The sequence below is a fragment of the Salmonella sp. SAL00653 genome (assembly GCF_046552515.1).
Lineage (GTDB): Bacteria > Pseudomonadota > Gammaproteobacteria > Enterobacterales > Enterobacteriaceae > Salmonella > Salmonella enterica.
Window position 1 is genome coordinate 59,779 of the sequence record NZ_JBGDTY010000013.1, and the last position, 23,522, is coordinate 83,300.

Genomic DNA, 23,522 nt, shown 5'->3' on the forward strand with positions numbered 1-23,522 from the left:
AACAGACTATGAAAATTAGCGACGGAAACTGGCTGATCCAGCCTGGCCTTAATTTGATTCACCCGGTTCAGGTGTTCGACGTTGAACAGCACGGGAATGAGATGGTGGTCTATGCCGCGCCGCGCGATGTCCGCGAACGAACCTGGCAACTGGATACCCCGTTGTTTACCCTGCGCTTTTTCTCGCCGCAGGAAGGAGTGATAGGTGTACGGATGGAACACTTCCAGGGCGCTTTGGATAACGGCCCACATTATCCGCTCAATGTCTTGCAAGATATCAACGTGGAGATGCAGAACAACGCCGAATTTGCCGAACTCAAGAGCGGCAGCCTGAGCGTGCGCGTCACCAAAGGCGAGCTCTGGTCTCTGGATTTTCTGCGTAACGGTGTACGTATCACCGGTAGTCAGTTGAAAAATAACGGCTATGTGCAGGACACCAATAGCGGGCGCAACTACATGTTCGAGCGTCTGGATCTCGGCGTGGGCGAAACCGTCTACGGGCTTGGCGAGCGTTTTACCGCGCTGGTGCGTAACGGTCAGACGGTGGAGACCTGGAACCGCGACGGCGGCACCAGCACCGAGCAATCGTACAAGAATATCCCGTTCTATATCACCAACCGTGGCTACGGTGTGCTGGTGAATCATCCGCAGTGCGTGTCGTTTGAAATTGGCTCCGAGAAAGTCTCCAAAGTTCAGTTCAGCGTCGAGAGCGAGTATCTGGAATACTTCGTCATCGACGGCCCGACCCCGAAAGACGTGCTGAACCGCTATACCCAATTTACGGGTCGTCCGGCGCTGCCGCCCGCCTGGTCGTTTGGCCTGTGGCTGACCACCTCATTCACCACCAACTACGACGAAGCGACCGTTAACAGTTTTATCGACGGTATGGCCGAGCGCAATCTGCCGCTGCACGTCTTCCACTTCGACTGTTTCTGGATGAAGGCCTTCCAGTGGTGCGATTTTGAATGGGACCCGGTGACTTTCCCCGATCCGAAAGGGATGATTCGCCGCCTGAAAGCGAAAGGGCTGAAAGTCTGCGTGTGGATTAACCCCTACATCGGCCAGAAATCCCCGGTCTTCCAGGAGCTAAAAGAGAAAGGATATTTGCTAAAACGCCCGGACGGCTCCTTGTGGCAGTGGGATAAATGGCAGCCGGGACTGGCGATTTATGACTTCACCAACCCGCAAGCCTGCGAATGGTATGCCGACAAGCTGAAGGGCCTGCTGGAGATGGGAGTGGACTGCTTCAAAACTGACTTCGGCGAACGCATTCCAACGGATGTGCAGTGGTTTGATGGTTCTGATCCACAGAAAATGCACAACCATTATGCCTACATCTACAACGAACTGGTATGGAACGTGTTGAAAGAGACCGTGGGCGTTGAAGAGGCGGTGCTGTTCGCCCGTTCCGCCTCGGTGGGCGCGCAACAGTTCCCGGTGCACTGGGGCGGCGACTGCTACGCCAACTACGAATCGATGGCGGAAAGCCTGCGCGGCGGGCTGTCCATCGGCCTGTCAGGGTTTGGCTTCTGGAGTCATGATATTGGCGGATTCGAGAATACCGCGCCGGCGCATGTCTACAAGCGTTGGTGCGCATTCGGCTTGCTCTCCAGCCACAGCCGCCTGCACGGTAGCAAATCCTACCGGGTTCCGTGGGCCTATGACGACGAGTCCTGTGACGTAGTGCGCTTCTTCACCGAACAGAAGTGCCGGATGATGCCATATCTGTATCGGGAAGCGGCGCGTGCCAACGAAGCCGGTACGCCAATGATGCGGGCGATGATGCTGGAGTTCCCGGACGATCCGGCGTGTGATTATCTTGATCGCCAGTACATGCTGGGAGATGCAGTCATGGTAGCGCCGGTATTTAGTGAAGCGGGCGACGTGGAGTTCTACCTGCCAGAAGGCCGCTGGACGCACCTGTGGCGCAACGATGAAGTGCAGGGCAGCCGCTGGCATAAACAGCAGCATGACTTCCTGAGTCTGCCAGTGTACGTGCGTGACAATACACTACTGGCGCTGGGCAACAATAGCCAGAAGCCCGATTACGCCTGGCATGAGGGTACGGCCTTCCAGTTATTCCATCTGGATGACGGCTGCGAAGCGGTCTGCGAAGTCCCTGCTACGGATGGTTCGACAATCTTTACGCTGCAGGCGAAACGCACAGGCAATACTATTACGGTGAGCGGCGAAGGCAAGGCGCGCAACTGGACGCTGTGTCTGCGTAATATTACGCAGATTAGCGGTACCAAATGCGACTCATATGCGGGAAGTGAACTGGGCGTAGTGGTCACCCCGCAGGGAAATGAAGTGGTGATTACGCTTTAAATCTGAATCGCCGGATGGCGCCGTGAGCTGCGCTTATCCGGCCTACAAATGAGCAAGAACCGTAAGCCCGGTAAGCGCCATCGCCACCGGGCAAGCCCTCAATTACAGCGCTGGCTCCGTTGACGTAACTTCACCGCCGGACACCACGCCCGCTTGCATCGTCTGTGTTATCTGCTGCTTTTGTGCGTTGACCGCGTGTAATTGCCCGTTTACCGTCGGTTTCAACGGCGCATCGGCCTGAATATTGCCGCTGGCCGTGAGCTGAATATTGCCATCGCCAGCAATCGGTAATGCCGGCCAGCCCCACTGCTGTAGCACATCCATTGGTACGCCGCGTCCGTTCAGGCTGATTTGCGTCTGACGCTGCGGCAGTTGCGATACGCTGGCAGTGGCTTCCAGTATCCCTTTTCCAGTAAACGCGCTCAGATCGCTGATGTTGACCGTGCTGGCATTAGCCGTCAACGACAGCGACGGGCGGCGCACGTCCACACGGTTAAAGGTTGCCGCTGCGGCGTTGAGGGTCGCATTGCCGCTCCAGACGCCCCATTGATGATGTTGTACCAGCTCCAGGTTTGCGCCGTAGCCGTCCAGAGCGGTGATTTGCCACGGGAAGGCCGGGTCGATATCGATCACCAGATTGCGGCTGGCGCTGAATTTTTTCAGCGTCAGGCTGTTCAACCAGTCGGGCAACGGCTTCATCCATAACTGCTTCCAGTTTTCCGGCAGCGTATACTCCAGCCCGGCGATAGCGGTATCGTCCAGAATCAGCGCTTTGCTCTCGCGTAACCAGGCGCCGGAGGTTCTGACCATACCGCCTTCCCAGCGGGTGGTGAACTGGCGTAGCGCAACGCCCTGTGGTGAAAATTCGGCGTTCAGGATTGGATCGAGCAAGTGCAGTGAGCCGTAAATAAACTCACTGGCGTTCATCGATAATTTACCTTCCTGACTTTGCCAGTCTTCTTTGCGCAGAGTCAGATTGCGCAAACTCAGGTCAAGATCGGTGACTGCCCAGCCTGGTCCTTGCAGGCTGGAGTCCGTCACTTCAAGACGACCAATCTGCAAAGATGGAACCGTAGTTAGCGGCGCGAAAAACTCGCTCAGGGATTTATCGCTTTGTAACCGAATATCATTCAGCCGCAGATTTTCAACGACCCAACTACCATCAGCGTTACGTCGGGCGACGCCGGTTAACGCTCCGCGCGCCATATCGGCGCCGACGGTGTTTAACATCACCTGATTATGGTCGATACTGCCTTCAATAAGCACATTAGTGGCGGGAACGTCGTTTAACGTCAGCGAACCGGCGCTCAGTTGGATCTGGGCTTTATTGCCTAATACCCGACCGGCTTCGGGGCGCCAGGGCATAACGCCGCCGTTAACGCGCTGGGCGCTCAACCGCCATTCGCTGCCGGGACTATTGAGCGCCATATTGCGAAGTTGCAGGCGGTCGGCCTCAAACGGGAAAGGGGCGGTTTGCACTGAAATATTCAGCGTGCCGTCCTGTAACAGGATCGTGTCGACATGCAGCGGCGCGGTTAACTGGCGAATGCTCAGACCGATATCTACGGTTTTCGCGACCAGGGTAGCAGGCTGACCATCACGACCAAAGGTCACATTCTCCAGTAAAAGATGGGATGGGGCGGAAAAACGATGATCCATCACGTCGAATGTGAGGTGATAACCGCTGTTCTCTGATACCCAGTTGCTGATGTGATCTGCGCCCCAGCGCGTTTGCAGCAGAAAATAAAAGCCGAAAATCACCACTAAACAGGCGATCAGCACATAGAGAAGCAACCTCCCAATCAATTTCATGGTCTTCCATCCCGTGAAATGCACATAGGGGATTTATGCACGATTTGCGTGCAATCCTCAAGACAGGAATGGTGAAAGAGCGTTACAGCAGCGGCGAATCGTGTCGCCGCCGCAGGGTTTTTACGGTTTTTCCGGCGGGAGAATCAGGTTCAGCACGATAGCCGTGATGCCGCCAGCGGCAATTCCGGATGAGAGCAGATTTTTCACCCATTCCGGCGCGAACTGCAGGATCTGCGGCTGTTGCGAGACGCCAAGACCCACGGCCAGCGACAGGGCGATAATCAGAATCGCGCGGCGGTTCAGCGGCTCACGCGAGACAATACGCACCCCGGAGGCGGCAATGGTGCCGAACATCACCAACGTGGCGCCGCCGAGCACCGGTTCCGGGATATGCTGCACAAAACCGCTTACCGCCGGGAATAGGCCGAGTACAATCAGCATCAGCGCGACAACAAATCCCACATAGCGACTGGCGACGCCAGTCAACTGAATTACGCCGTTGTTCTGACCGAAACAGGAATTCGGGAACGTATTAAATACCGCTGAAACAAATGAGTTCAGGCCGTTAGCCAGTACGCCGCCCTTTAGCCGTTTCATGTACAAGGGGCCGGATACCGGCTGCTCGGAGACATCAGAGGTGGCGGTGATATCTCCGATGGTCTCCAGCGACGTAATCATAAAGACCAGCATCAACGGCAGTAACAGGTTCCAGTCAATGCCCAGACCATAATACAGCGGGGTCGGCACCATCAGGATGTCCTGCGAGACCGGCGCGTTATTCTCAGGCAACATGCCCATAAACCAGGCCAAAAGATAGCCTGCCGCCATGGCAATAACCAAAGAAGCCACGCGCAGGTAGGGACTACGTTGCCGATTCAGCAGGATGATAATGGCCAGGACGACGCCGGCCAGTAACAGGTTTTTCGGTGCGCCAAAGGTGTTGCCGCTCATGGCGGCATAGCCGCCGCCGATGGAAGTTAGCCCCACCTGAATCAGCGACAGGCCAATAATCATCACCACGACGCCGGAGACTAACGGCGTGATAATCCGGCGCGCCAGATGTAGAATGCGAGAAAGCACCATCTCGGTGCAGCTTGCCAGCATCAGCGTGCCGAACAGCGCCGCCATCATCGTCGGGACGTCCGCGCCGCCGGTTTTCAGCGCGGTACCGCCCATAATCAGCGGGGCGACAAAGTTAAAACTGGTTCCCTGGATGGATAACAGCCCCGATCCTACCGGCCCCCACGCTTTGATTTGAATAATAGAGGCTACGCCGGAGGCGAACAGCGACATGCTGATAATGTGCTGCGTATCCTGCGCCGGTAAACCCAACGCCTGGCAGATTAACAGCGCTGGCGTGATTACCGCGACAAACATGGCCAGCAGATGCTGACAAGCGGCAAAAAGGGTTTGAGGGAGCGGCGGGCGATCTTCAAGACGGTAAATTAATTCGCTGTTTTGCGTCTGCGCAACCGGTTGCGCATCTGCCGGCTCGATGGCGTTAACGGACATCAGGGACATTCTCGTGGTGGAAAAGCGGTGATTTTATCTGACCAGGTGGTAAAAGCAAACGATTGCGAGCGAATATTCTTAATATTTAAAAAAGATAAATGCACCTTTTTATATAACTTTTTGCCTTTTTCTGCTTAAAATCCATGCCGAAGACTCGCAAAGAGCTAAAAAACTGACTCAGGAAATGATTTGTGCGCACATGTCACAGCGCATTACAGGAGCTTTAAATGTTTGAACTCGATACCTTATCGACCCTTGTCGCCGCCACGCTGGTGCTGCTACTGGGTCGCAAGCTGGTCCAGTCTGTCTCCTTATTGAAGAAATATACGATTCCGGAACCGGTGGCGGGGGGATTACTGGTCGCGGTTGCTCTGCTGGTACTGAAAAAAAGCGTCGGTTGGGAGGTCAACTTTGATATGACCCTGCGCGATCCGTTGATGCTGGCGTTTTTCGCGACGATCGGCCTTAACGCTAACCTTGCCAGCCTGCGCAAGGGGGGACGCGTTGTTGGCGTCTTCCTGGTCGTCGTGGTCGGATTACTGCTGATGCAGAATGCCATCGGTATCGGCATGGCGAGTCTGTTGGGGCTGGACCCGTTAATGGGGCTGATTGCCGGGTCAATTACGCTGTCCGGCGGACACGGTACCGGCGCGGCGTGGAGTAAACTGTTTGTCGAACGTTATGGTTTTGCCAATGCCACCGAAGTTGCGATGGCATGTGCAACCTTTGGCCTTGTGCTGGGCGGGTTGATTGGCGGCCCGGTAGCGCGTTATCTGGTGAAACACTCCACCACGCCGGATGGAATGCCTGACGATCAGGCCGTGCCGACAGCCTTTGAAAAGCCGGATGTGGGCCGTATGATCACCTCTCTGGTGCTAATCGAAACTATCGCCCTGATTGCTATCTGTCTGACCGTGGGCAAAATCGTAGCGCAGCTACTGGCGGGAACGGTGCTTGAACTGCCGGTCTTCGTTTGTGTGCTATTTGTTGGGGTGATCCTCAGCAATGGCCTGGCGCTGGTGGGTTTTTATCGCGTATTTGAGCGTGCTGTTTCGGTACTGGGGAACGTGAGTTTGTCACTGTTCCTGGCAATGGCGCTGATGAGCCTGAAGCTGTGGGAACTGGCGTCACTGGCGCTGCCGATGCTGGCGATTCTGGTGGTACAGACCATCTTCATGGCGCTGTACGCGATCTTCGTCACCTGGCGCATGATGGGGAAAAACTACGATGCGGCGGTGCTGGCGGCGGGTCACTGTGGTTTTGGCCTGGGCGCAACGCCGACCGCCATTGCTAATATGCAGGCGATTACCGATCGTTTTGGCCCCTCGCATATGGCGTTCCTGGTGGTGCCGATGGTCGGCGCGTTCTTTATCGATATCGTCAATGCGTTGGTGATCAAGCTGTACCTGATGCTGCCAATGTTTGCCGGATAAAGATGAAAAAACGTTGCCGTCAACCTGAAACCCTGCGTGAACGCTGCCGTCATATTTTTGGCGATGAGCCGCCGGTTCTTAACGTATGGGAAGCGGAGTTTGACTATGCCGATGCTGAGTTGCAGGCGCTGGCGGCGACGGACTGGCGGCAGATTACCGATTGGCATCTGAGCGTTTATTATGTGCTGAATCTGGTTTACCACGAGCCGATGCAGCCGGAATTGTTTCGTTATCTGTTTCCGCTGTGCCTTGCCTGTTGGCGCGAAACGCTGTTAACCCATGGCTATGGCGATCACTTCGAGGAGTCTTTCCTGCGCGCGTTACGGCGGCCTTATCTCTGGCGGGAAATGATGGATGCCGCTCAGCGCCAGCAGGTACGGCATTTTTTGCTGGAGACCATGCTGGCGCGAATCAATCACGAGCGCGGTTTCAATTCTCCGCTGACCTGGCTGGACACCTTCAATGTTCTCGGTGGCATTGCGCCGTTTATCCGTTCGCTCTGGAATCAGTGGTGGTTACTGGATACGCCGGGTAAAGCGGTATGCGCGTTGCAGTACGCCGCGCATTTAATTTATCCGGTAGAGGTTAACCCGCTTTGGCCAGAAGGCTCGTGGCAGTGGCAACCGCCATTAGGTGCGACGGAAGAACCGTGGTTGGAAAATAATCTGGCGTTTTTAACCCGGCAGTTAACGCCGGAGATGATCCTCGACGGGGTGCAGAAGGCGGCGGCAATGCTGCGGGACGAGCCGGAGAGTGCGATGGCAACGCGTATCTCGCGCGATGCCCTGGCAGCCCAGGACGTTATCGCTATCCAGATTGAGGATCTTCTGTCGGCTCTGTCGCGCGGTGAATAGGATTAGGCGTTGGAATAACGTTCGGTTTCCGGCATCCAGCGCTCAATCAGCGCTTGTGCCTGCTGCGGATAACGTTCGTGAATATGACGGGCAATACGCTGAACTTCGGGGATTATGGCCTGATCGCGCAGTAAATCCGCAACTTTAAATTCGGCGTTCCCTGTCTGGCGCGTGCCCAGTAATTCCCCCGGGCCGCGAATCTCTAAATCTTTTTGTGCAATCACAAAGCCGTCGTTGCTGTCGCGCAATACCTGTAAACGCTTCTGCGCCGTTTTCGACAACGGCGATTTATAGAGCAGCACGCAGTGCGACGCGACCGCGCCACGGCCAACGCGTCCTCTGAGCTGGTGTAACTGCGCCAGGCCCAGTCGCTCCGGATTTTCAATAATCATCAGGCTGGCGTTAGGAACATCGACCCCCACCTCAATCACCGTAGTGGCGACCAGCAGATGCAGTTCACCCTGCTTAAAGGCCTGCATCACCGCCTGTTTTTCGGCGGGCTTCATGCGGCCGTGTACCAGGCCGATATTCAACTCCGGTAACGCCAGCTTGAGTTCCTCCCAGGTGGCCTCCGCCGCCTGCGCTTCCAGCAGGTCTGACTCTTCAATCAGTGTACAGACCCAGTAAGCCTGACGGCCTTCGGTTGTGCAGGCGTTGCGCACACGATCAATGATTTCATGGCGACGGGTATCCGGAATAGCAACGGTAGTGACAGGGGTACGGCCCGGCGGTAGCTCGTCAATCACCGAGGTATCGAGATCGGCGTAGGCAGTCATCGCCAGGGTGCGCGGAATGGGCGTTGCGGTCATAATCAACTGATGCGGATGAAAGCCCTGTTGTTGGCCTTTTTCCCACAATGCCAGCCGCTGGTGGACGCCAAAGCGGTGCTGTTCGTCGATGATCACCAGCGCCAGCCCGTTAAACTGCACCTGTTCCTGAAAGATAGCGTGGGTGCCGACAATCATCTGCACCTGACCGCTGGCAATAGCCTCTTGCTGCGCCTGACGCGCTTTACCTTTTTGCTTACCGGCCAGCCAACCCACTTCAACGCCCAACGGTTCGAACCAGTTGCGGAAATTATTTGCGTGCTGTTCAGCCAGCAATTCGGTCGGCGCCATCAGCGCCACCTGCTTACCATGAGCGATGGCGCGTAGCGCCGCCAGGGCGGCAACCAGCGTTTTCCCTGAACCGACGTCGCCCTGAACCAGACGCATCATCGGCACATCCAGCGCCATATCACGTTCGATCTCTGCCACCACCCGCGCCTGCGCGCTGGTGGGTTTAAACGGCAACGACGCCAGCAGCTTGTCTTTCAATATGTTGTTGGTACTTAGCGGCTGAGCGTGATAGCGCTGCGCGCCTGCGCGAAGCGCCAGCATACTGAGATTATGCGCCAGTAGCTCTTCAAGAATAAGCCGCCGCTGCGCCGGGTGTTTGCCGGTTTCTAAATCGGCGAGCTGGAGCATCGGCGGCGGGCGATGCAAGGTACGTAGCGCCTCCGGCAGGCTCATCATACCCTGCGCCAGTTCCGGCGGCAGTAGTTCGGCAATGGCGCAGGTGTCGAGCAACTCCAGCGCCTGATCGGTAAGCTTGCGCAGTGTCGCTTGCTTCACGCCCTCGGTGGTTGGATAGACGGGGGTGAGCGTTTCCTGAAGTTCCGGCGTGCTGAGATCGCCCTGCAGGCGATATTCCGGATGGATCATCTCTGTGCCATACTTGCCGCGCTTCGCTTCCCCGTAGGCCAGCACACGTCGTCCCGTCGCCAGGCTGTTTTTCATCGCCGCGTTAAAATTGAAAAAGCGCATGGTAAGAATGCCGGAACCGTCGCTAATCTGGCAGGTCATCATCCGACGACCGCCGAAAGTGATATTGCAGTTCAGCACTTCACCTTCAACGGTGGCGTAGATGCCAGGCAGCAGTTCGCCAATAGGGTAGAGATGGGTACGGTCTTCGTAACGCAGAGGGAGGTGGAGCAGGAGGTCCTGCACGGTATGCAGGCCAATTTTCGCCAGTTTACTGCTTTGCGCTGCGCCGACGCCTGTCAGGGAATTGAGCGGAACAGCGTCTAACAAGCGGCCTGACATGGTGATTACCCTGCCGCCTGCATCGTCGCCCACCAGTCAGCATCGGCGTCAATTTCGCCCTGCTGATTGACGCGAGGATAAGGCAGACCTTTACGTTTAGCGACTTTCGCCAGCACCGGATAACCACCCTCAAACAGCAGGCGCTGCTGTTCATCTTCCGGCAACATGCTATTTTCACGCAGATACATGCCCGCGTTCTGACGCTGGCGCTGGGCTTCATAAAGAATGAGCGCGGAGGCGACGGAAACGTTCAGCGACTGTACCATACCGATCATCGGAATGATGATATCCCGATCCGCCAGGTCTAATGCTTCCTGCGTAATACCGGTTTTCTCCTGACCCATCAGAATACAGGTCGGGCGCGTGTAATCAATCTCGCGAAAGTCTACGGCCTTATCAGAAAGATGGGTTGCCAGAATCTGCATTCCCCGTCCTTTCAAATGGGCTACCGCATCGCCAATGGTACGGTGAGTTTTCACCTGTACCCAACTGTTGCTGCCCGCCGCCGCGGAAGCCATGGTGCGCATCCGGCTACCTGGCCAGATAGCATGGACTTCATGGACGCCAACGGCATCTGCGGTACGAATGATTGCAGAAACGTTATGAGGTTTGTGGACTTGCTCCATGCAGACCGTGAGATCAGGCTGACGCCTGGCGAGCATTTCGCATATACGCGCATAACGTTTTGGATTCATAGCGCTAGTTTCGGTTACGGGTGACTTTAATAACGTCTGGCATCACGCGAATTTTGCGCATGATATTCGCCAGATGTACGCGATCGCGTGCGGTAAGGCGAATAAAGGTACTATAGACGCGACCATCTTTCTCTTCAGTATTCAGGCTTTGAATATTGGAGGTGGTGGTATTAATCGCCGCCGTCAGGTTAGCCAGCGCGCCCTGATGGTTAAACATTTCCACCTTGATTTCGGTAATGAATTCCTGCTCCGTCTCTTTGTCCCATTCGACCGCCATAAATTTCTCTGGCTCTTTCTGGTATCCACGGATATTACGGCAGGATTCATGGTGGATCACCAGTCCTTTACCTGGGCTTACGTGAGCGATGATCGGGTCGCCTGGGATCGGACGACAACACTTCGCAAAGGTGATAAGCACGCCATCCGCGCCTTTAATCGGCAGGTGGCCGTGATTCGATTGCGCAACGGTCGGCACCACGGCTTCGCCTTGCTGCAGATTTTTCGCGACCACTACGCTCATCGCGTTGCCGAGACCGATCTCCGCCAGCAGATCGTCAAGCGTTGCCAGCTTCATACGATCCAGTTCGCGCTGAATATTTTCCTGCGGAATTTCCGCCAGCTTACGGCTACCGCCTAAAGCATGGTTAAGCAGACGACGGCCCAGGCTTACGGAGTCATCACGTTTGAGGTTTTTCAGCAACTGACGAATTTTAGCGCGCGCTTTAGAGCTGACGACAAAGTTCAGCCAGGCGGCGTTAGGACGTGCGCCCGGCGCGGTAATAATTTCGACGGTCTGACCGCTGCTAAGCGGCTGCGACAGCGGATAAGGCTGCCGGTCGACACGCGCGCCGACGCAGGCGTGGCCGATGTCGGTATGCACTGCATAGGCAAAATCCACCGGCGTAGCGCCAGCGGGCAGTTCGACAATGCGTCCTTCCGGGGTGAAAACGTAAATCTCATCCGGGAAGAGATCGGATTTTACGCTTTCGATAAATTCAAACGAACTACCGGCGCTCTGTTGTAGCTCCAGCAGGCTCTGCATCCAGCGCTGGGCGCGGATCTGCGCCGTGGTGCTGGTCTCACCGTGTTCTTTATACGCCCAGTGCGCTGCGACCCCCATTTCCGCCATCTGATCCATATCTTCGGTACGGATCTGGACTTCAACAGGAACGCCGTGCGGGCCGATCATCGAGGTGTGCAAAGACTGATAGCCGTTCGCTTTGGGAATGGCTATATAGTCTTTCACGCGTCCCGGACGCGGCTTATAGAGACTGTGCATCTGGCCGAGTACGCGATAGCAGGTATCGGAGTCATGAACGATCACGCGGAAAGCGTAAATGTCCATGATCGAGTGAAAACGCTGCTCTTTGAGCACCATTTTGCAGTAGATCGAGTAAAGATGTTTTTCGCGACCGCTAACGCGACACGGAATTCCCGCCTCTTGCAAACGTCCTTCGATTTCAGAGAGGATTTTTTGGATCATCTCTTTACGGTTGCCGCGCGCCGCTTTTACCACTTCTTTAATGACGCGGTAACGATTGGGATACAGCGCTTCAAAACCCAGCTCTTCCAGCTCGGTTTTAATGTGATGAATACCTAAACGGTGCGCCAGCGGGCTGTAGATTTCGAGGGTTTCACGGGCAATACGACGACGTTTATCCGGGCGTAACGAGCCCAGCGTGCGCATGTTATGGGTACGGTCAGCAAGCTTAATGAGGATGACGCGGATATCCTGCACCATCGCCATAATCATTTTGCGAAAGTTTTCGGCCTGCGCCTCTTTCTTATCGCGGAACTTGAGCTTATCAAGTTTCGACACCCCCTCTACCAGCTCGGCAACGCTTTTACCGAAAAGCTGTTCCATGTCCTGATAGGTGGCGGGGGTATCTTCAATCACGTCATGCAGCAGAGCGGCCATCAGCGTTTCGTAGTCGAGTTTCATCTCGGCCAGAATACAGGCCACCGCTACCGGGTGCGTGATATAGGGTTCACCGCTTGAGCGTGTCTGGCCCTCGTGAGCGTCACGTGCAACGAGATACGCCTGCCGAAGACGCTTAATCTGGTCTTCCGGCAGGTAGGTTTGAATCAGTTGATTCAGGCGTTCAAACAGATACAAGGGCGACCCGCTTTGTGATTAACGACGACCTTCAGCAATAGCGGTAACGGCTTGTAATTCAGCGGCTTCCTGCTCTTGCTGTTCCTGGCGCTCGCGGACGTCGAGGATCTGGTTGTTAATCAGACCTTCTTCGATTTCGCGCAGCGCGATAACGGTAGTTTTATCGTTTTCTTCCGGTACCAGCGGATCCTTTCCGCCTACCTGCATCTGACGAGCGCGACGCGCGGCGACCAGTACCAGGTCAAAACGGTTACCAATTTTCTCTACAGCGTCCTGAACAGTTACGCGTGCCATACTTAAAATGCTCCACAGGTGAAGAAATGACTGGGCATGATACTGAAAGTGGGTTCAGTCTGCCAACAATTTGCTGATTAAAGCGTCATGACGCTGCTTTTGGCGGCTCATACGCAGACGTTCAGCGCGAATGATGGTTTTCAAGTCGCTTAACGCGGTATCAAAGTCGTCATTCACAATAAGATAATCATATTCGGCGTAATGGCTCATTTCTGCAACCGCTTGCGCCATTCGTTTGGCAATGACTTCTTCGCTATCTTGCCCGCGGCCGCGTAAACGGCGATCCAATTCGATCTTTGATGGCGGCAAAATAAAAATGCTGCGTGCTTGCGGCATCTTTTCGCGAATTTGCTGGGCGCCCTGCCAGTCGATATCCAGAAAAACATCAACGCCGGTTGCCAGCACTTGCTCAATGGTTTCGCGCGAAGTGCCGTAGTAATTGCCAAACACTTCCGCGTGCTCCAGAAACGCCTCCCTGCCAATCATGGTTTTAAACTCATCATGATTTACAAAGAAATAGTGCTCACCGTGCACTTCACCCGGACGCGGCGCGCGCGTGGTATGTGAAACGGAAACCTGAGTGTCGTACAACGGTTGGGTTTTTAATAAAGCCTGAATCAGGCTGGATTTACCCGCGCCACTGGGGGCAGAAACAATATAAAGCGTACCTTGAGCCATGAGTATCTTACGTCTGTGATTATCGAAATAGAGCCTTGATACGGGCTTATTATACACATCGCCGTTATGCGACGTAGTCTTTGTCACACTTTTTGCGCCAGATTATTGCATTTTGCGTCCCTTTTTCCGCTTTTATCGCGTCGTTGCAGCGACCCACCAAAAAATCTGGAAAGCGGCTCGGATGATGCATTTTTACCTGTCGGTTTTTATTCACTAAAGCGCTATACCTGCCGGGCAATGTGCGCAGGAGGTCGTGATGAGATTATGGAAAAGTATGGCGTGGGGAATTTTATTGTGGCATTCGCAGAGTGGGGCGCTTTGCCCGGCCTGGCCGCCAGCAAGGGCCGCTGAAGAAATCACCCGTTTACAGCAACAGCTCGCTGACTGGAATGACATCTACTGGAAACAAGGTGTTAGCGCGGTTGACGATAGTGTGTACGACCAGCTCAGCGCAAGGCTGGTTCAGTGGCAACGCTGTGTTGGTCAGGATGTTTCATCTACTCCGGTTTCACCGCCGTTAAACGGTACAACAATGCACCCTGTTGCGCACACGGGCGTACGTAAACTCGCGGACCGACAGGCGGTAGAACAGTGGATGCGCGGGCGCAGCGAGCTTTGGGTACAGCCAAAAGTGGATGGCGTAGCGGTAACACTGGTTTATCAAAACGGTAAACTGACCAGGGCTATCAGCCGGGGTAACGGACTACAAGGCGAGGACTGGACGCCAAAAATTCGCCTGATCCCCTCTATACCGCAGACAACACAAGGCGCGCTTGCTAACGCGGTGTTGCAGGGCGAAATCTTTCTACAGCGCGAGGGACATATCCAGCAACGGATGGGCGGGATGAATGCGCGCTCGAAAGTCGCAGGAATGTTAATGCGCCAGGATAACGCCTCCGCGCTAAATTCGTTGGGTATTTTTATTTGGGCGTGGCCGGACGGTCCGGCAAATATGCCCGAAAGATTAAGCCAACTTGCTAAGGCTGGATTCAGTCTGACGAATAAATATACCCTGGCGGTAAAAGATGCCAGCGAGGTCGAGCGGGCGCGCCAGTCATGGCTGACGTCAGCATTACCCTTTGTAACGGATGGCGTAGTGATACGCATGGCTAAAGAACCTGCGTCACAACACTGGCGACCCGGGCAGGGCGACTGGCTGGCAGCATGGAAATATCCGCCAGTAGCGCAGGTCGCGCAAGTGAGCGCTATTCAGTTCTCGGTGGGGAAAAGCGGCAAAATTACCGTAGTAGCGTCGCTTGTCCCCGTTATATTGGATGATAAGCGGGTTCAGCGGGTCAATATCGGTTCTGTGAAGCGTTGGGAAGCGTGGGATATCGCGCCGGGCGATCAGATCCTGGTGAGTCTGGCGGGGCAAGGCATTCCCCGGCTTGATGAGGTCGTCTGGCGGAGTCGTGAGCGGAGTAAGCCTGTACCGCCTGATAGCCATTTCAACTCGCTGACCTGCTTTTACGCGTCGGCAACGTGTCAGGAACAGTTTATCTCTAGGCTGGTATGGCTGGGGTCACGGTCGGCGTTGGGTCTGGACGGAATGGGCGAAGCCAGCTGGCGGGCCTTGCATCAGACGCATCGCTTTGAGCATATCTTCTCTTGGCTTGCCCTGACGTCAGCGCAAATAGCCAACACGCCAGGCTTTGCTAAAGGAAAAAGCGAGCAGATATGGCGGCAATTTAACCTGGCGCGCCGGCAGCCGTTTACCCGCTGGATCATGGCGATGGATATCCCCTTAACGCAGGCCGCATTACAGGCCAGCGGCGATCGCTCATGGGAGCAGTTATTAATGCGAACAGAGCAACACTGGCGGCAGTTGCCAGCGACGGGCGAGCGCCGTGCCGGGAGAGTTATCGACTGGCGGGATAATCCGCAGATCAAAACGCTGAGCAGATGGCTGGCTGCTCAGCATATTCCCGGATTTGGGTCTTAGTGCCCTTCATGGCGGTAATAAAATACCGGCAGGCCAAGTTTAAGACGTAGCGCTAATAACCTTGCTGTAAAGCCAAACAGTAGCGTAGAGATAACGACGACATCCGGATTCATGACGTAATGTTGCAGCGCAATATAGAGCACCGCCGAGGCGAACGAAATGCCGGCATATAGCTCTTTTTGAAACACCAGTGGAATGCGTTTGCAGAACATATCGCGGAGCACGCCGCCAAAGACGCCGGTAGTGACGGCGGCTACCACGGCGATAATTGGCCCTTCGCCCATATCAAGGGCTATCTGAGCGCCAATAATAGAGAAAACCACCAACCCCAGCGCGTCAAGTACCAGGAAAAGCTTGCGTAAATAGGGCATGACGGGGGCAACAATGGTGGTCAATACAGCGGCAGTCGCCACAATAATGACATATTCGGGATGCTTCACCCAACCCAGCGGATAGTGACCGAGCAGAATGTCGCGAACCGAGCCTCCACCAATGGCGGTGGCGGTAGCAATAATAATTACGCCGAATGTATCCATGCGACGACGACCCGCAGCGAGTGCGCCCGTCATGGCCTCGGCAGTGATGCCAATTAAATAAAGAACGTGCAACAGCATGATTTCCCCCTAATTTACTGGGGGCGAAGATTAACGATTTGTGCGCTGTATCACGATTGAGATTTTCTAAGGCATTACGCGATTAATAAATTTTAGTAATGATTTTAAATTTATGATTAATAATTATTTATTATAAATATCAATAAATTGAGCATCATTTTTGTGGTTTATTGTATGCGAGGTTTTTCTGTTTTGACTTAGATAATTTAAAAGAACGGCGCCCCGGACGCGCCGCCGGTGAGTCATTTCATTATGGCTGCTGTGCGGTAAGTTGTGTGATGAAGCGCTGACGCGAGCGTTCTACATACTGTTGCAAGCCATTGGAATCAAAGAATGCCTGTGTATCGCCGTTGCGAAGTTGCTGTCGTTTCTCCAGTAGCCCGAAGCGGTCACCTTTATTGGCAATAAAGATATCAACATGCTGGGCGGCCAGTGTCTTAAAGCTACCCTGAATATCAGTAACCAGGTCAGGGTAATTTTTGTTGTTAATCAGCAGATAGTCGGGCGTGGCGAGACTGTCAGCGTAAATTAGCGTCTTGCCGTTGCGGAGCGTTACGCGCCAGGAGGTTGAGCCGGGTAGATGTCCAGGCGTGAATAGCGCTGTCACGGTTATCCCTCCGAGGATGATGCTTTCCTGGTGGTGGATAATTTTATCGGTGGTGACGGGCGGGAAGGGGAGCGCATCGCCAAGCGCAAAATCCTCTCGTCCACCCCTCGCCATCTGATCGGCGTTGGGTTGGCTGGCGACCAATTGTGCGCCGCTCCACGCTTTCAAACGTGCCATGCCCCCCGCTTGATCCAGCCGCGCATGGCTATTCAACAGATAGCGCACGTCTGTGAGGCGGAATCCTGCCGCTTCAATATTCGCTTTAATTTGCGGTGCGCTTTCATCCAACCCCGCATCAATAAGAATATGCCCTGCCGGAGTGGTCAGCAGAATAGAAGAGAGATTTTTCGTGCCGACATACCACACGCCTTCTGTGATTTGAAACGGCTTTATAGGCTTAGCCCACGCTTTAAACAGTGATAACGGAGGCGCGGGTGATAACGGTTGTGAAGGATCTAATGCCGCCATGGCAGGAAGTGCTGATGTTGAAAATATACATACAAAGAATAATGCATAGCGATTCATAATGTTCTCCTGATTGAAGCGCCCGCAGTATACCTGGCAGTAATTTAGCCAGGTTCAATAAGAGAGACGTTTAATGAACTTGCTGCAAATGGATATGAACCTGTTAAAAGTACTGTATGTGCTGCTGGAGACGAGCTCTACGGGGAAAACGGCGCAAAAGCTGGCTTTGTCGCCTTCTGCGGTAAGTCATGCGCTAATGAGATTGCGCGATGCGCTAAACGATCCGTTGTTTCGACGGGAAGGGAACCGCCAGATTGCTACGCCTTATGCGCAGGCGCTGCGTGACAAATTGGCGCCTGTGTTTGTTTCGCTTAATGAGGAGCTGTTTGGCGATAAAGAGAACGGCTCCCGTTGTTTCCGGGTGGTACTTCCTCCCGCATTGAACGCGCTGCTTACGCCCGTTCTCGCAGAGAAAGGTCATCTTCATCAGGCGGTGATCGAGTGCCTTCCTTTTGCCCGCCGACCCTGGCGTGATGAACTGTTGGATAGCTCGGTTGATTTGGTGCTGGCAATTGGCGACCATCAAAAGCAGGTCAGCGCTCTGCATTACGAGCGGGTGGGGACGACGCGTTTGATCGCGGTTTATGGCGCGCCATTGCGTTCACGTCTGGAGAATGCCGCAGCGTTGAATTTTGCTGATCTGCAGCATTATCAACACATTTACTGTTTGCCGTGGACAAAAGAGAACAACGAACTGGACAGGCAGCAGGCTCGTGCCGGGTTTGAACGTCCGCTGGCGTTTGTTTGTCATGATTACAGTCAACTTGCGCCTGCTGTCCAGTCGGCGCCGCTAATGGCGATTGTACCGCGCCCCTGGTATGAAAATTTATCCGATAAGCGCGGTCTTTTTGTTCTGCCGCTTACCGGGGAGCAGGCGGAAGGCGCTATTTTTATGCAGTATCGGGCTTCGACGGTAGAGTGGAAGCGGCGCCTTATCGACGCTATTCGCCGGAAATTAAAAACGTACTACGGATAAACGCGAGAGCCCGCATAAGGCGGGCTCTGTGACATATTGAGCGCCAGAATTATTCAATATTCTGGATCTGCTCGCGCATTTGCTCGATCAACACTTTTAATTCAATAGCGGAGTTAGTTACATCAGCGTTGATGGATTTGGAGGCCAGGGTGTTCGACTCACGGTTAAATTCTTGCATCATGAAGTCCAGACGGCGACCTACCGCCTCTTTTTTCTTCAGAATGTTGTAAGTCTCTTTGACGTGCGCTTCCAGACGATCCAGCTCTTCCGCCACATCAATGCGCTGCGCCATCATCACCAGCTCTTGCTCCAGACGGTTGTTTTCCAACTGAACCTGAGCATCTTCCAGCTTCGCGACCAGGCGCTCACGCTGCCATTGCAGGATTTCCGGCATATGCGCGCGGACTTTCGCTACTTCGGCGCTGACGCCTTCCAGCCGTTGTTCAATCAGCGCTTTCAGCGCCTGGCCTTCCGTTTCGCGCGCGACGATAAAGTCATCCAGCGTACCGTCCAGCGCGGCTAAAATTTCTGCGGCAATCGCGTCCAGATCCTGCTCTTGCGCCGCCATGACACCTGGCCAGCGCAAAATATCAACCGGATTGATTTCCCCTTCGTCGCTCTGCATTTTGACCCAGTTTGCGGCGCTAACTAATTGTTTCGCGAGCTTTTCATTCAGAATAAGCTCGCCTTGCGCGCTGGCATCGGGTTCAAAACGCAGCATACATTCGACTTTGCCGCGTGTCAGGCGTGTACGAATGCGTTCGCGCACGACGGGTTCAAGACTACGGAACTGTTCCGGCAGACGAAAGTAAGTTTCCAGATAACGCTGGTTTACCGAGCGCATTTCCCAGGTCGCGCTACCCCATTCGCCCTTGATTTCACGCCGGGCGTAGGCGGTCATACTGCGGATCATAGATGTTCCCGTTTTTAAAGGAGAGATGAGGGGATTATAGCTATCCAGGCCTTGTCAGGATAGGAATAACCATAGGAAGTCCGTATAATGCGCAGCCACATTCGTTTTAAGCCGGAGATCTCAATATGCGTCCAGCAGGCCGTAGCGCTAATCAGGTGCGTCCCGTAACCCTGACCCGTAACTATACAAAACACGCTGAAGGCTCGGTACTGGTCGAATTTGGAGATACCAAAGTGTTGTGCACCGCCTCCATTGAAGAAGGCGTCCCACGTTTTCTGAAAGGACAAGGCCAGGGGTGGATCACCGCAGAGTATGGCATGTTGCCTCGCGCTACCCATACCCGTAATGCGCGTGAAGCAGCAAAGGGTAAGCAGGGCGGTCGTACTATGGAAATTCAGCGTTTGATCGCACGTGCGCTGCGTGCGGCGGTCGATCTGAAAACGCTCGGCGAATTTACCATTACGCTGGACTGCGATGTAGTCCAGGCCGATGGCGGCACGCGTACAGCGTCTATTACCGGTGCCTGCGTGGCGTTGGCGGATGCGCTGAATAAATTGGTTGCCAACGGTAAGCTGAAAACCAATCCGATGAAAGGCATGGTGGCGGCGGTTTCCGTAGGCATCGTTAACGGCGAAGCGATCTGCGATCTGGAATATGTTGAAGATTCCGCCGCAGAAACCGACATGAACGTCGTGATGACTGAAGACGGCCGCATTATTGAAGTACAGGGTACCGCGGAAGGCGAGCCGTTCAGCCATGAAGAACTTCTCACTTTGTTGGCGCTGGCCCGAGGGGGAATTGAATCCATTGTGGCGACGCAGAAGGCGGCGCTAGAAAATTGATTTTAAGGCGACTGAAAAGTCGCTTTTTTTTGTCCGTAAATTTCGTAAATGATGAAAGTAAGAAAAGGAGCGAATCCATGAAACCGTATCAGCGCCAGTTTATTGAGTTTGCGCTTAACAAGCAGGTACTAAAGTTTGGCGAGTTTACGCTGAAATCCGGGCGCAAAAGCCCCTATTTCTTCAACGCCGGGCTGTTTAATACCGGGCGCGACCTGGCGTTATTAGGCCGTTTTTATGCCGAAGCGCTGGTGGATTCCGGTATTGAATTTGATCTGCTGTTTGGCCCCGCATACAAAGGTATTCCGATCGCGACGACGACGGCGGTTGCGCTGGCGGAACATCACGATAAAGACCTGCCGTACTGCTTTAACCGCAAAGAGGCAAAAGATCATGGCGAAGGCGGGAGTCTGGTGGGCAGCGCGCTACAGGGCCGCGTGATGCTGGTGGATGACGTGATTACCGCAGGTACGGCGATTCGCGAGTCGATGGAGATTATTCAGGCGCACGGGGCTACGCTGGCTGGCGTACTGATTTCGCTGGATCGTCAGGAACGTGGCCGCGGCGAGATTTCCGCGATTCAGGAAGTGGAGCGCGACTATGGCTGTAAGGTTATCTCCATCATTACGCTGAAAGACCTGATTGCCTATCTGGAAGAAAAACCTGATATGGCTGAGCATCTGGCGGCTGTGCGAGCATACCGGGAAGAATTTGGCGTGTAAGCGAATTGCCCGGTGGCGCTTTACCGGGCTTATGTTTCTGTCGCCTGGATAAGGCGTGAGCCACTATCCAGTCAGCGTTACTGTAGCTGAGCGGCAATGAGCGGCCAGCGGGCGTCGAAATCGTCCGTTGGGCGGTATTTAAATTCGCTACGCACGAACCGTGAAAGCATACCTTCACAGAAGGCTAACAGCTGGCTTGCCAGCAGATTTTCATCCGTCGTGTAGCCTTCGCCTTCACGCATTCTTTTTTCTCGTAGCACCTGGCGGAGCTGCGCTTCGATGCGTTCAAAAAGCTGATTAATGCGCCCCTGCAGGCGATCCTGTTCAAACATCAGCGCGTGCCCGGTAAGAATGCGCGTCAGGCCAGGGTTGCGTTCGCCAAAACCCAGAATCAGCAACACAATCAGGCGCAAACGCGTGCTGGTGTTTTTTTCATCTTTTAAAATCAGATTGATACGGGTAATCAGACTATCTTCGATAAACTCAATCAGGCTATCGAACATGCGGGTCTTGCTGGGAAAATGGCGGTATAGCGCCGCTTCGGAAACGCCGACCGAGGCCGCCAGTTTTGCCGTCGTGATGCGTTGGCTTCCATCGCTGGATTCAAGCATCAGCGCCAGTGACTGAAGTATTTCTTCGCGACGATTCCTTTTCGCAGTTTGTTTTTCTGCCATGTTACAAAATACCCCTGAAAATAAGCACTTGCCAGGCGAGCACCCACGCTATAACCGCAAACTCAGCGCTTGCGGCAGTATTATGACGTTATGGGGATGCGTAAAATTTACTTACGGCCAGAATGACCGAAGCCGCCCTCGCCACGTTCGGTGGCGTCAAATGCTTCCACCAGATTAAATTCGGCCTGAACGACCGGAACAAACACCATTTGCGCGATACGTTCGCCCGGTTCAATGGTAAAACTGTCCTGACCACGGTTCCAGATCGAAACCATCAGTTGCCCCTGATAATCGGAATCAATCAGCCCGACCAGGTTGCCCAGCACGATACCATGTTTATGGCCCAGGCCAGAACGCGGCAACATGACTGCCGCCAGTGATGGATCGGCGATATGAATGGCCAGTCCGGTAGGCACCAACGTTGTTGCGCCAGGCGCCAGTTCTACGGCGTCGTCGAGACAGGCGCGCAGGTCAAGCCCGGCAGAACCAGAAGTAGCATAAGTCGGCAGCGGAAACTGCTGACCAACACGCGGGTCCAGAATCTTAACGTCGATTTTTTTCATCATAACGGGTCACGATCTCGTCGAGTAATAATTGGCCCAGGAGTTCTTTCCGCTCAAGCGGTAAGACTTTATCTCCATCCTGCCAGAAAAGGTGTAAAGCGTTTTTATCGCTATTAAATCCCTGATTTGAAATAGAAACATCATTTGCACAAATCAGGTCAAGGCTCTTACGGATACGTTTTTGCCGGGCGTATTCTTCCACATTATTCGTTTCCGCGGCAAACCCAACAACGTAGGGTCGATTGTCACTGAGTGCGGCCACCCCGGCGACAATGTCCGGGTTTTTGACCATTTTTATTAGTAATTCATCACCTTGCGCCGCCTGTTTTTTGATTTTTTCACTGGCGATAGTCTCTGCGCGATAGTCAGCCACGGCGGCGCAGCTAATGAAAATGTGCTGCTGTTGAACGGCGGCCTGAACAGCGGCTTCCATGTCCAGCGCGGTTATGACATCAACCCGTTTTACAAAAGGCGGCGTCGGTAACGAAACGGGACCGGAGACCAGCGTGACATTTGCGCCGCGACGCGCTGCGGCCGCCGCAATAGCGAAGCCCATTTTACCGGAGCTGTGGTTGGAAATATAACGCACCGGGTCGAGCGGTTCGCGCGTCGGGCCTGCCGTAATCATGATATTAAGATGTCGCAGATCGTTGACGGCGGCGAAATGCGCGGCGGCCTTATCAACGATAACTAATGGGTCCAGCATTCGGCCTGGGCCTACGTCGCCGCACGCCTGACTGCCGCTATCCGGCCCCCAAATGAACAGGCCGCGAGAGGCGAGCACCTCCAGATTATGTTGCGTGGCGGCAGCGCGGTACATCTGTTGGTTCATGGCCGGAAGCACGGCCACCGGGGCTGGCGTCGCCAGGCAAATGGTGGAGACTAAATCATTAGCCATACCCGATGCTACACGGGCGATCAGGTCGGCGGTCGCGGGGGCAAGAATCACCAGGTCGGCCCATTTCCCCAACTCGATATGCCCCATCGCGGCTTCAGCGGCAGGGTCAAGCAGACTGTCGGATACGGGATAGCCCGACACTGCCTGTAAGCTCAGGGGGGTAATAAAGGCTTTTGCCGCCTCGGTCATTGCCACGCGCACGTCAGCGCCGCGCTCACGTAAACGGCGCACCAGCTCCGGCGTTTTATACGCAGCGATACCGCCGCTAACGCCGAGAACAATTTTTTTACCGGCCAGGCTCATCATGTCTTTCCTGTTGGGTGACTTTGAAAGGCGGCTATTTTATCACAATCTCTACGGCGTCGTGTCTTTGCCTGCGCTCCACTTTGCGAGGCGCTACGCAAGAACAAAATCGGGGCGTCGATCTCTCCCAAAGGCTGTGCC

20 protein-coding genes are annotated in these 23,522 nt (G+C 54.4%); 7 read left to right on the plus strand and 13 right to left on the minus strand.

Annotated elements, in window-relative coordinates:
- The first annotated feature begins 8 nt into the window (after positions 1-8).
- A complete protein-coding gene (gene yicI / locus ACLJRU_RS15545; RefSeq protein WP_001541130.1) occupies positions 9-2,327 on the plus strand; it encodes an alpha-xylosidase in 2,319 nt (772 codons plus the stop codon).
- Between the two features lie 102 nt (positions 2,328-2,429).
- On the opposite strand, the gene ACLJRU_RS15550 is transcribed toward yicI, so the two are convergent.
- The gene (locus ACLJRU_RS15550) at positions 2,430-4,139 is read right to left on the minus strand and encodes an AsmA family protein (RefSeq protein WP_000766652.1); all 1,710 of its coding nucleotides are present in this window, start codon (positions 4,137-4,139) and stop codon (positions 2,430-2,432) included.
- A gap of 120 nt (positions 4,140-4,259) precedes the next feature.
- Positions 4,260-5,651: a xanthine/proton symporter XanP gene (gene xanP, locus ACLJRU_RS15555; RefSeq protein ID WP_023235383.1), complete on the minus strand. Its 1,392-nt coding sequence runs from the start codon at positions 5,649-5,651 to the stop codon at positions 4,260-4,262.
- Between the two features lie 227 nt (positions 5,652-5,878).
- Here xanP and gltS point away from each other — a divergent pair, with 227 nt between their 5' ends.
- Positions 5,879-7,084 carry a sodium/glutamate symporter gene (gene gltS, locus ACLJRU_RS15560; RefSeq protein ID WP_000462251.1) on the plus strand — a complete coding sequence of 402 codons (1,206 nt, stop codon included), beginning with the start codon at positions 5,879-5,881 and terminating at the stop codon, positions 7,082-7,084.
- Positions 7,085-7,086: 2 nt separating this feature from the next.
- Complete coding sequence (locus ACLJRU_RS15565; RefSeq protein ID WP_000745466.1) at positions 7,087-7,938, plus strand: hypothetical protein; 852 nt, start codon at positions 7,087-7,089, stop codon at positions 7,936-7,938.
- Positions 7,939-7,940: 2 nt separating this feature from the next.
- Here ACLJRU_RS15565 and recG read toward each other — a convergent pair whose 3' ends face one another.
- Genes recG through gmk form a run of 5 tightly spaced genes read right to left on the minus strand, consistent with a single transcriptional unit; the run spans position 7,941 to position 13,805 of the window.
- Complete coding sequence (gene recG, locus ACLJRU_RS15570) at positions 7,941-10,022, minus strand: ATP-dependent DNA helicase RecG (protein ID WP_023235382.1); 2,082 nt, start codon at positions 10,020-10,022, stop codon at positions 7,941-7,943.
- 5 nt (positions 10,023-10,027) lie between these two features.
- The gene (gene trmH / locus ACLJRU_RS15575; RefSeq protein WP_001068436.1) at positions 10,028-10,717 is read right to left on the minus strand and encodes a tRNA (guanosine(18)-2'-O)-methyltransferase TrmH; all 690 of its coding nucleotides are present in this window, start codon (positions 10,715-10,717) and stop codon (positions 10,028-10,030) included.
- Between the two features lie 4 nt (positions 10,718-10,721).
- On the minus strand, positions 10,722-12,833 hold the full coding sequence (gene spoT / locus ACLJRU_RS15580; RefSeq protein WP_023235381.1) for a bifunctional GTP diphosphokinase/guanosine-3',5'-bis pyrophosphate 3'-pyrophosphohydrolase: 2,112 nt from the start codon (positions 12,831-12,833) through the stop codon (positions 10,722-10,724).
- A gap of 18 nt (positions 12,834-12,851) precedes the next feature.
- Complete coding sequence (rpoZ, locus tag ACLJRU_RS15585) at positions 12,852-13,127, minus strand: DNA-directed RNA polymerase subunit omega (RefSeq protein WP_000135058.1); 276 nt, start codon at positions 13,125-13,127, stop codon at positions 12,852-12,854.
- A gap of 54 nt (positions 13,128-13,181) precedes the next feature.
- Positions 13,182-13,805, minus strand: a complete 624-nt coding sequence (gene gmk / locus ACLJRU_RS15590) for a guanylate kinase (protein ID WP_000046966.1) — start codon at positions 13,803-13,805, stop codon at positions 13,182-13,184.
- Between the two features lie 256 nt (positions 13,806-14,061).
- Between gmk and ligB the strand changes: the two genes are divergently transcribed.
- Positions 14,062-15,747, plus strand: a complete 1,686-nt coding sequence (ligB, locus tag ACLJRU_RS15595; protein ID WP_001241849.1) for an NAD-dependent DNA ligase LigB — start codon at positions 14,062-14,064, stop codon at positions 15,745-15,747.
- On the opposite strand, the gene ACLJRU_RS15600 is transcribed toward ligB, so the two are convergent.
- Positions 15,744-16,361 carry a trimeric intracellular cation channel family protein gene (locus ACLJRU_RS15600; RefSeq protein WP_000924334.1) on the minus strand — a complete coding sequence of 206 codons (618 nt, stop codon included), beginning with the start codon at positions 16,359-16,361 and terminating at the stop codon, positions 15,744-15,746. The two genes, ligB and ACLJRU_RS15600, sit on opposite strands and share 4 nt — an antisense overlap.
- 250 nt (positions 16,362-16,611) lie before the next feature.
- Positions 16,612-17,493, minus strand: coding sequence for an HARLDQ motif MBL-fold protein (locus ACLJRU_RS15605; protein ID WP_001082962.1), 882 nt, complete (start codon positions 17,491-17,493; stop codon positions 16,612-16,614).
- A 73-nt stretch (positions 17,494-17,566) separates the two neighbouring features.
- On the opposite strand from ACLJRU_RS15605, the gene ACLJRU_RS15610 reads away from it, so the two are divergent.
- Positions 17,567-18,469, plus strand: a complete 903-nt coding sequence (locus ACLJRU_RS15610; RefSeq protein WP_001541126.1) for a LysR family transcriptional regulator — start codon at positions 17,567-17,569, stop codon at positions 18,467-18,469.
- Between the two features lie 49 nt (positions 18,470-18,518).
- Here ACLJRU_RS15610 and ACLJRU_RS15615 read toward each other — a convergent pair whose 3' ends face one another.
- Positions 18,519-19,382 carry a YicC/YloC family endoribonuclease gene (locus tag ACLJRU_RS15615; protein ID WP_000621352.1) on the minus strand — a complete coding sequence of 288 codons (864 nt, stop codon included), beginning with the start codon at positions 19,380-19,382 and terminating at the stop codon, positions 18,519-18,521.
- Positions 19,383-19,507: 125 nt separating this feature from the next.
- On the opposite strand from ACLJRU_RS15615, the gene rph reads away from it, so the two are divergent.
- Complete coding sequence (gene rph, locus ACLJRU_RS15620) at positions 19,508-20,224, plus strand: ribonuclease PH (RefSeq protein ID WP_001247081.1); 717 nt, start codon at positions 19,508-19,510, stop codon at positions 20,222-20,224.
- Between the two features lie 77 nt (positions 20,225-20,301).
- Positions 20,302-20,943, plus strand: coding sequence for an orotate phosphoribosyltransferase (pyrE, locus tag ACLJRU_RS15625; protein ID WP_000806167.1), 642 nt, complete (start codon positions 20,302-20,304; stop codon positions 20,941-20,943).
- A gap of 77 nt (positions 20,944-21,020) precedes the next feature.
- Here pyrE and slmA read toward each other — a convergent pair whose 3' ends face one another.
- The 3 genes from slmA to coaBC form a co-directional block, all read right to left on the minus strand.
- Positions 21,021-21,617 (minus strand): nucleoid occlusion factor SlmA, encoded by a 597-nt coding sequence (gene slmA / locus ACLJRU_RS15630; protein ID WP_000818607.1) that lies wholly within the window; start codon positions 21,615-21,617, stop codon positions 21,021-21,023.
- A gap of 107 nt (positions 21,618-21,724) precedes the next feature.
- Entirely contained in the window at positions 21,725-22,183 is a 459-nt protein-coding gene (gene dut, locus ACLJRU_RS15635; RefSeq protein ID WP_000976078.1) for a dUTP diphosphatase, read from the minus strand.
- On the minus strand, positions 22,161-23,381 hold the full coding sequence (gene coaBC, locus ACLJRU_RS15640; RefSeq protein ID WP_001541125.1) for a bifunctional phosphopantothenoylcysteine decarboxylase/phosphopantothenate--cysteine ligase CoaBC: 1,221 nt from the start codon (positions 23,379-23,381) through the stop codon (positions 22,161-22,163). Before coaBC ends, dut begins: the two co-directional genes overlap by 23 nt.
- Positions 23,382-23,522: the final 141 nt, after the last annotated feature.

What these genes read in the sequence shown, in the direction of transcription:
- yicI (WP_001541130.1), top strand. Translation starts at nt 9, where the DNA reads ATGAAAATTAGCGACGGAAACTGGCTGATCCAGCCTGGCCTTAATTTG.
- ACLJRU_RS15550 (WP_000766652.1), bottom strand. Translation starts at nt 4,139, where the DNA reads ATGAAATTGATTGGGAGGTTGCTTCTCTATGTGCTGATCGCCTGTTTA.
- xanP (WP_023235383.1), bottom strand. Translation starts at nt 5,651, where the DNA reads ATGTCCGTTAACGCCATCGAGCCGGCAGATGCGCAACCGGTTGCGCAG.
- gltS (WP_000462251.1), top strand. Translation starts at nt 5,879, where the DNA reads ATGTTTGAACTCGATACCTTATCGACCCTTGTCGCCGCCACGCTGGTG.
- ACLJRU_RS15565 (WP_000745466.1), top strand. Translation starts at nt 7,087, where the DNA reads ATGAAAAAACGTTGCCGTCAACCTGAAACCCTGCGTGAACGCTGCCGT.
- recG (WP_023235382.1), bottom strand. Translation starts at nt 10,022, where the DNA reads ATGTCAGGCCGCTTGTTAGACGCTGTTCCGCTCAATTCCCTGACAGGC.
- trmH (WP_001068436.1), bottom strand. Translation starts at nt 10,717, where the DNA reads ATGAATCCAAAACGTTATGCGCGTATATGCGAAATGCTCGCCAGGCGT.
- rpoZ (WP_000135058.1), bottom strand. Translation starts at nt 13,127, where the DNA reads ATGGCACGCGTAACTGTTCAGGACGCTGTAGAGAAAATTGGTAACCGT.
- gmk (WP_000046966.1), bottom strand. Translation starts at nt 13,805, where the DNA reads ATGGCTCAAGGTACGCTTTATATTGTTTCTGCCCCCAGTGGCGCGGGT.
- ligB (WP_001241849.1), top strand. Translation starts at nt 14,062, where the DNA reads ATGAGATTATGGAAAAGTATGGCGTGGGGAATTTTATTGTGGCATTCG.
- ACLJRU_RS15600 (WP_000924334.1), bottom strand. Translation starts at nt 16,361, where the DNA reads ATGCTGTTGCACGTTCTTTATTTAATTGGCATCACTGCCGAGGCCATG.
- ACLJRU_RS15605 (WP_001082962.1), bottom strand. Translation starts at nt 17,493, where the DNA reads ATGAATCGCTATGCATTATTCTTTGTATGTATATTTTCAACATCAGCA.
- ACLJRU_RS15610 (WP_001541126.1), top strand. Translation starts at nt 17,567, where the DNA reads ATGAACTTGCTGCAAATGGATATGAACCTGTTAAAAGTACTGTATGTG.
- ACLJRU_RS15615 (WP_000621352.1), bottom strand. Translation starts at nt 19,382, where the DNA reads ATGATCCGCAGTATGACCGCCTACGCCCGGCGTGAAATCAAGGGCGAA.
- rph (WP_001247081.1), top strand. Translation starts at nt 19,508, where the DNA reads ATGCGTCCAGCAGGCCGTAGCGCTAATCAGGTGCGTCCCGTAACCCTG.
- pyrE (WP_000806167.1), top strand. Translation starts at nt 20,302, where the DNA reads ATGAAACCGTATCAGCGCCAGTTTATTGAGTTTGCGCTTAACAAGCAG.
- slmA (WP_000818607.1), bottom strand. Translation starts at nt 21,617, where the DNA reads ATGGCAGAAAAACAAACTGCGAAAAGGAATCGTCGCGAAGAAATACTT.
- dut (WP_000976078.1), bottom strand. Translation starts at nt 22,183, where the DNA reads ATGATGAAAAAAATCGACGTTAAGATTCTGGACCCGCGTGTTGGTCAG.
- coaBC (WP_001541125.1), bottom strand. Translation starts at nt 23,381, where the DNA reads ATGAGCCTGGCCGGTAAAAAAATTGTTCTCGGCGTTAGCGGCGGTATC.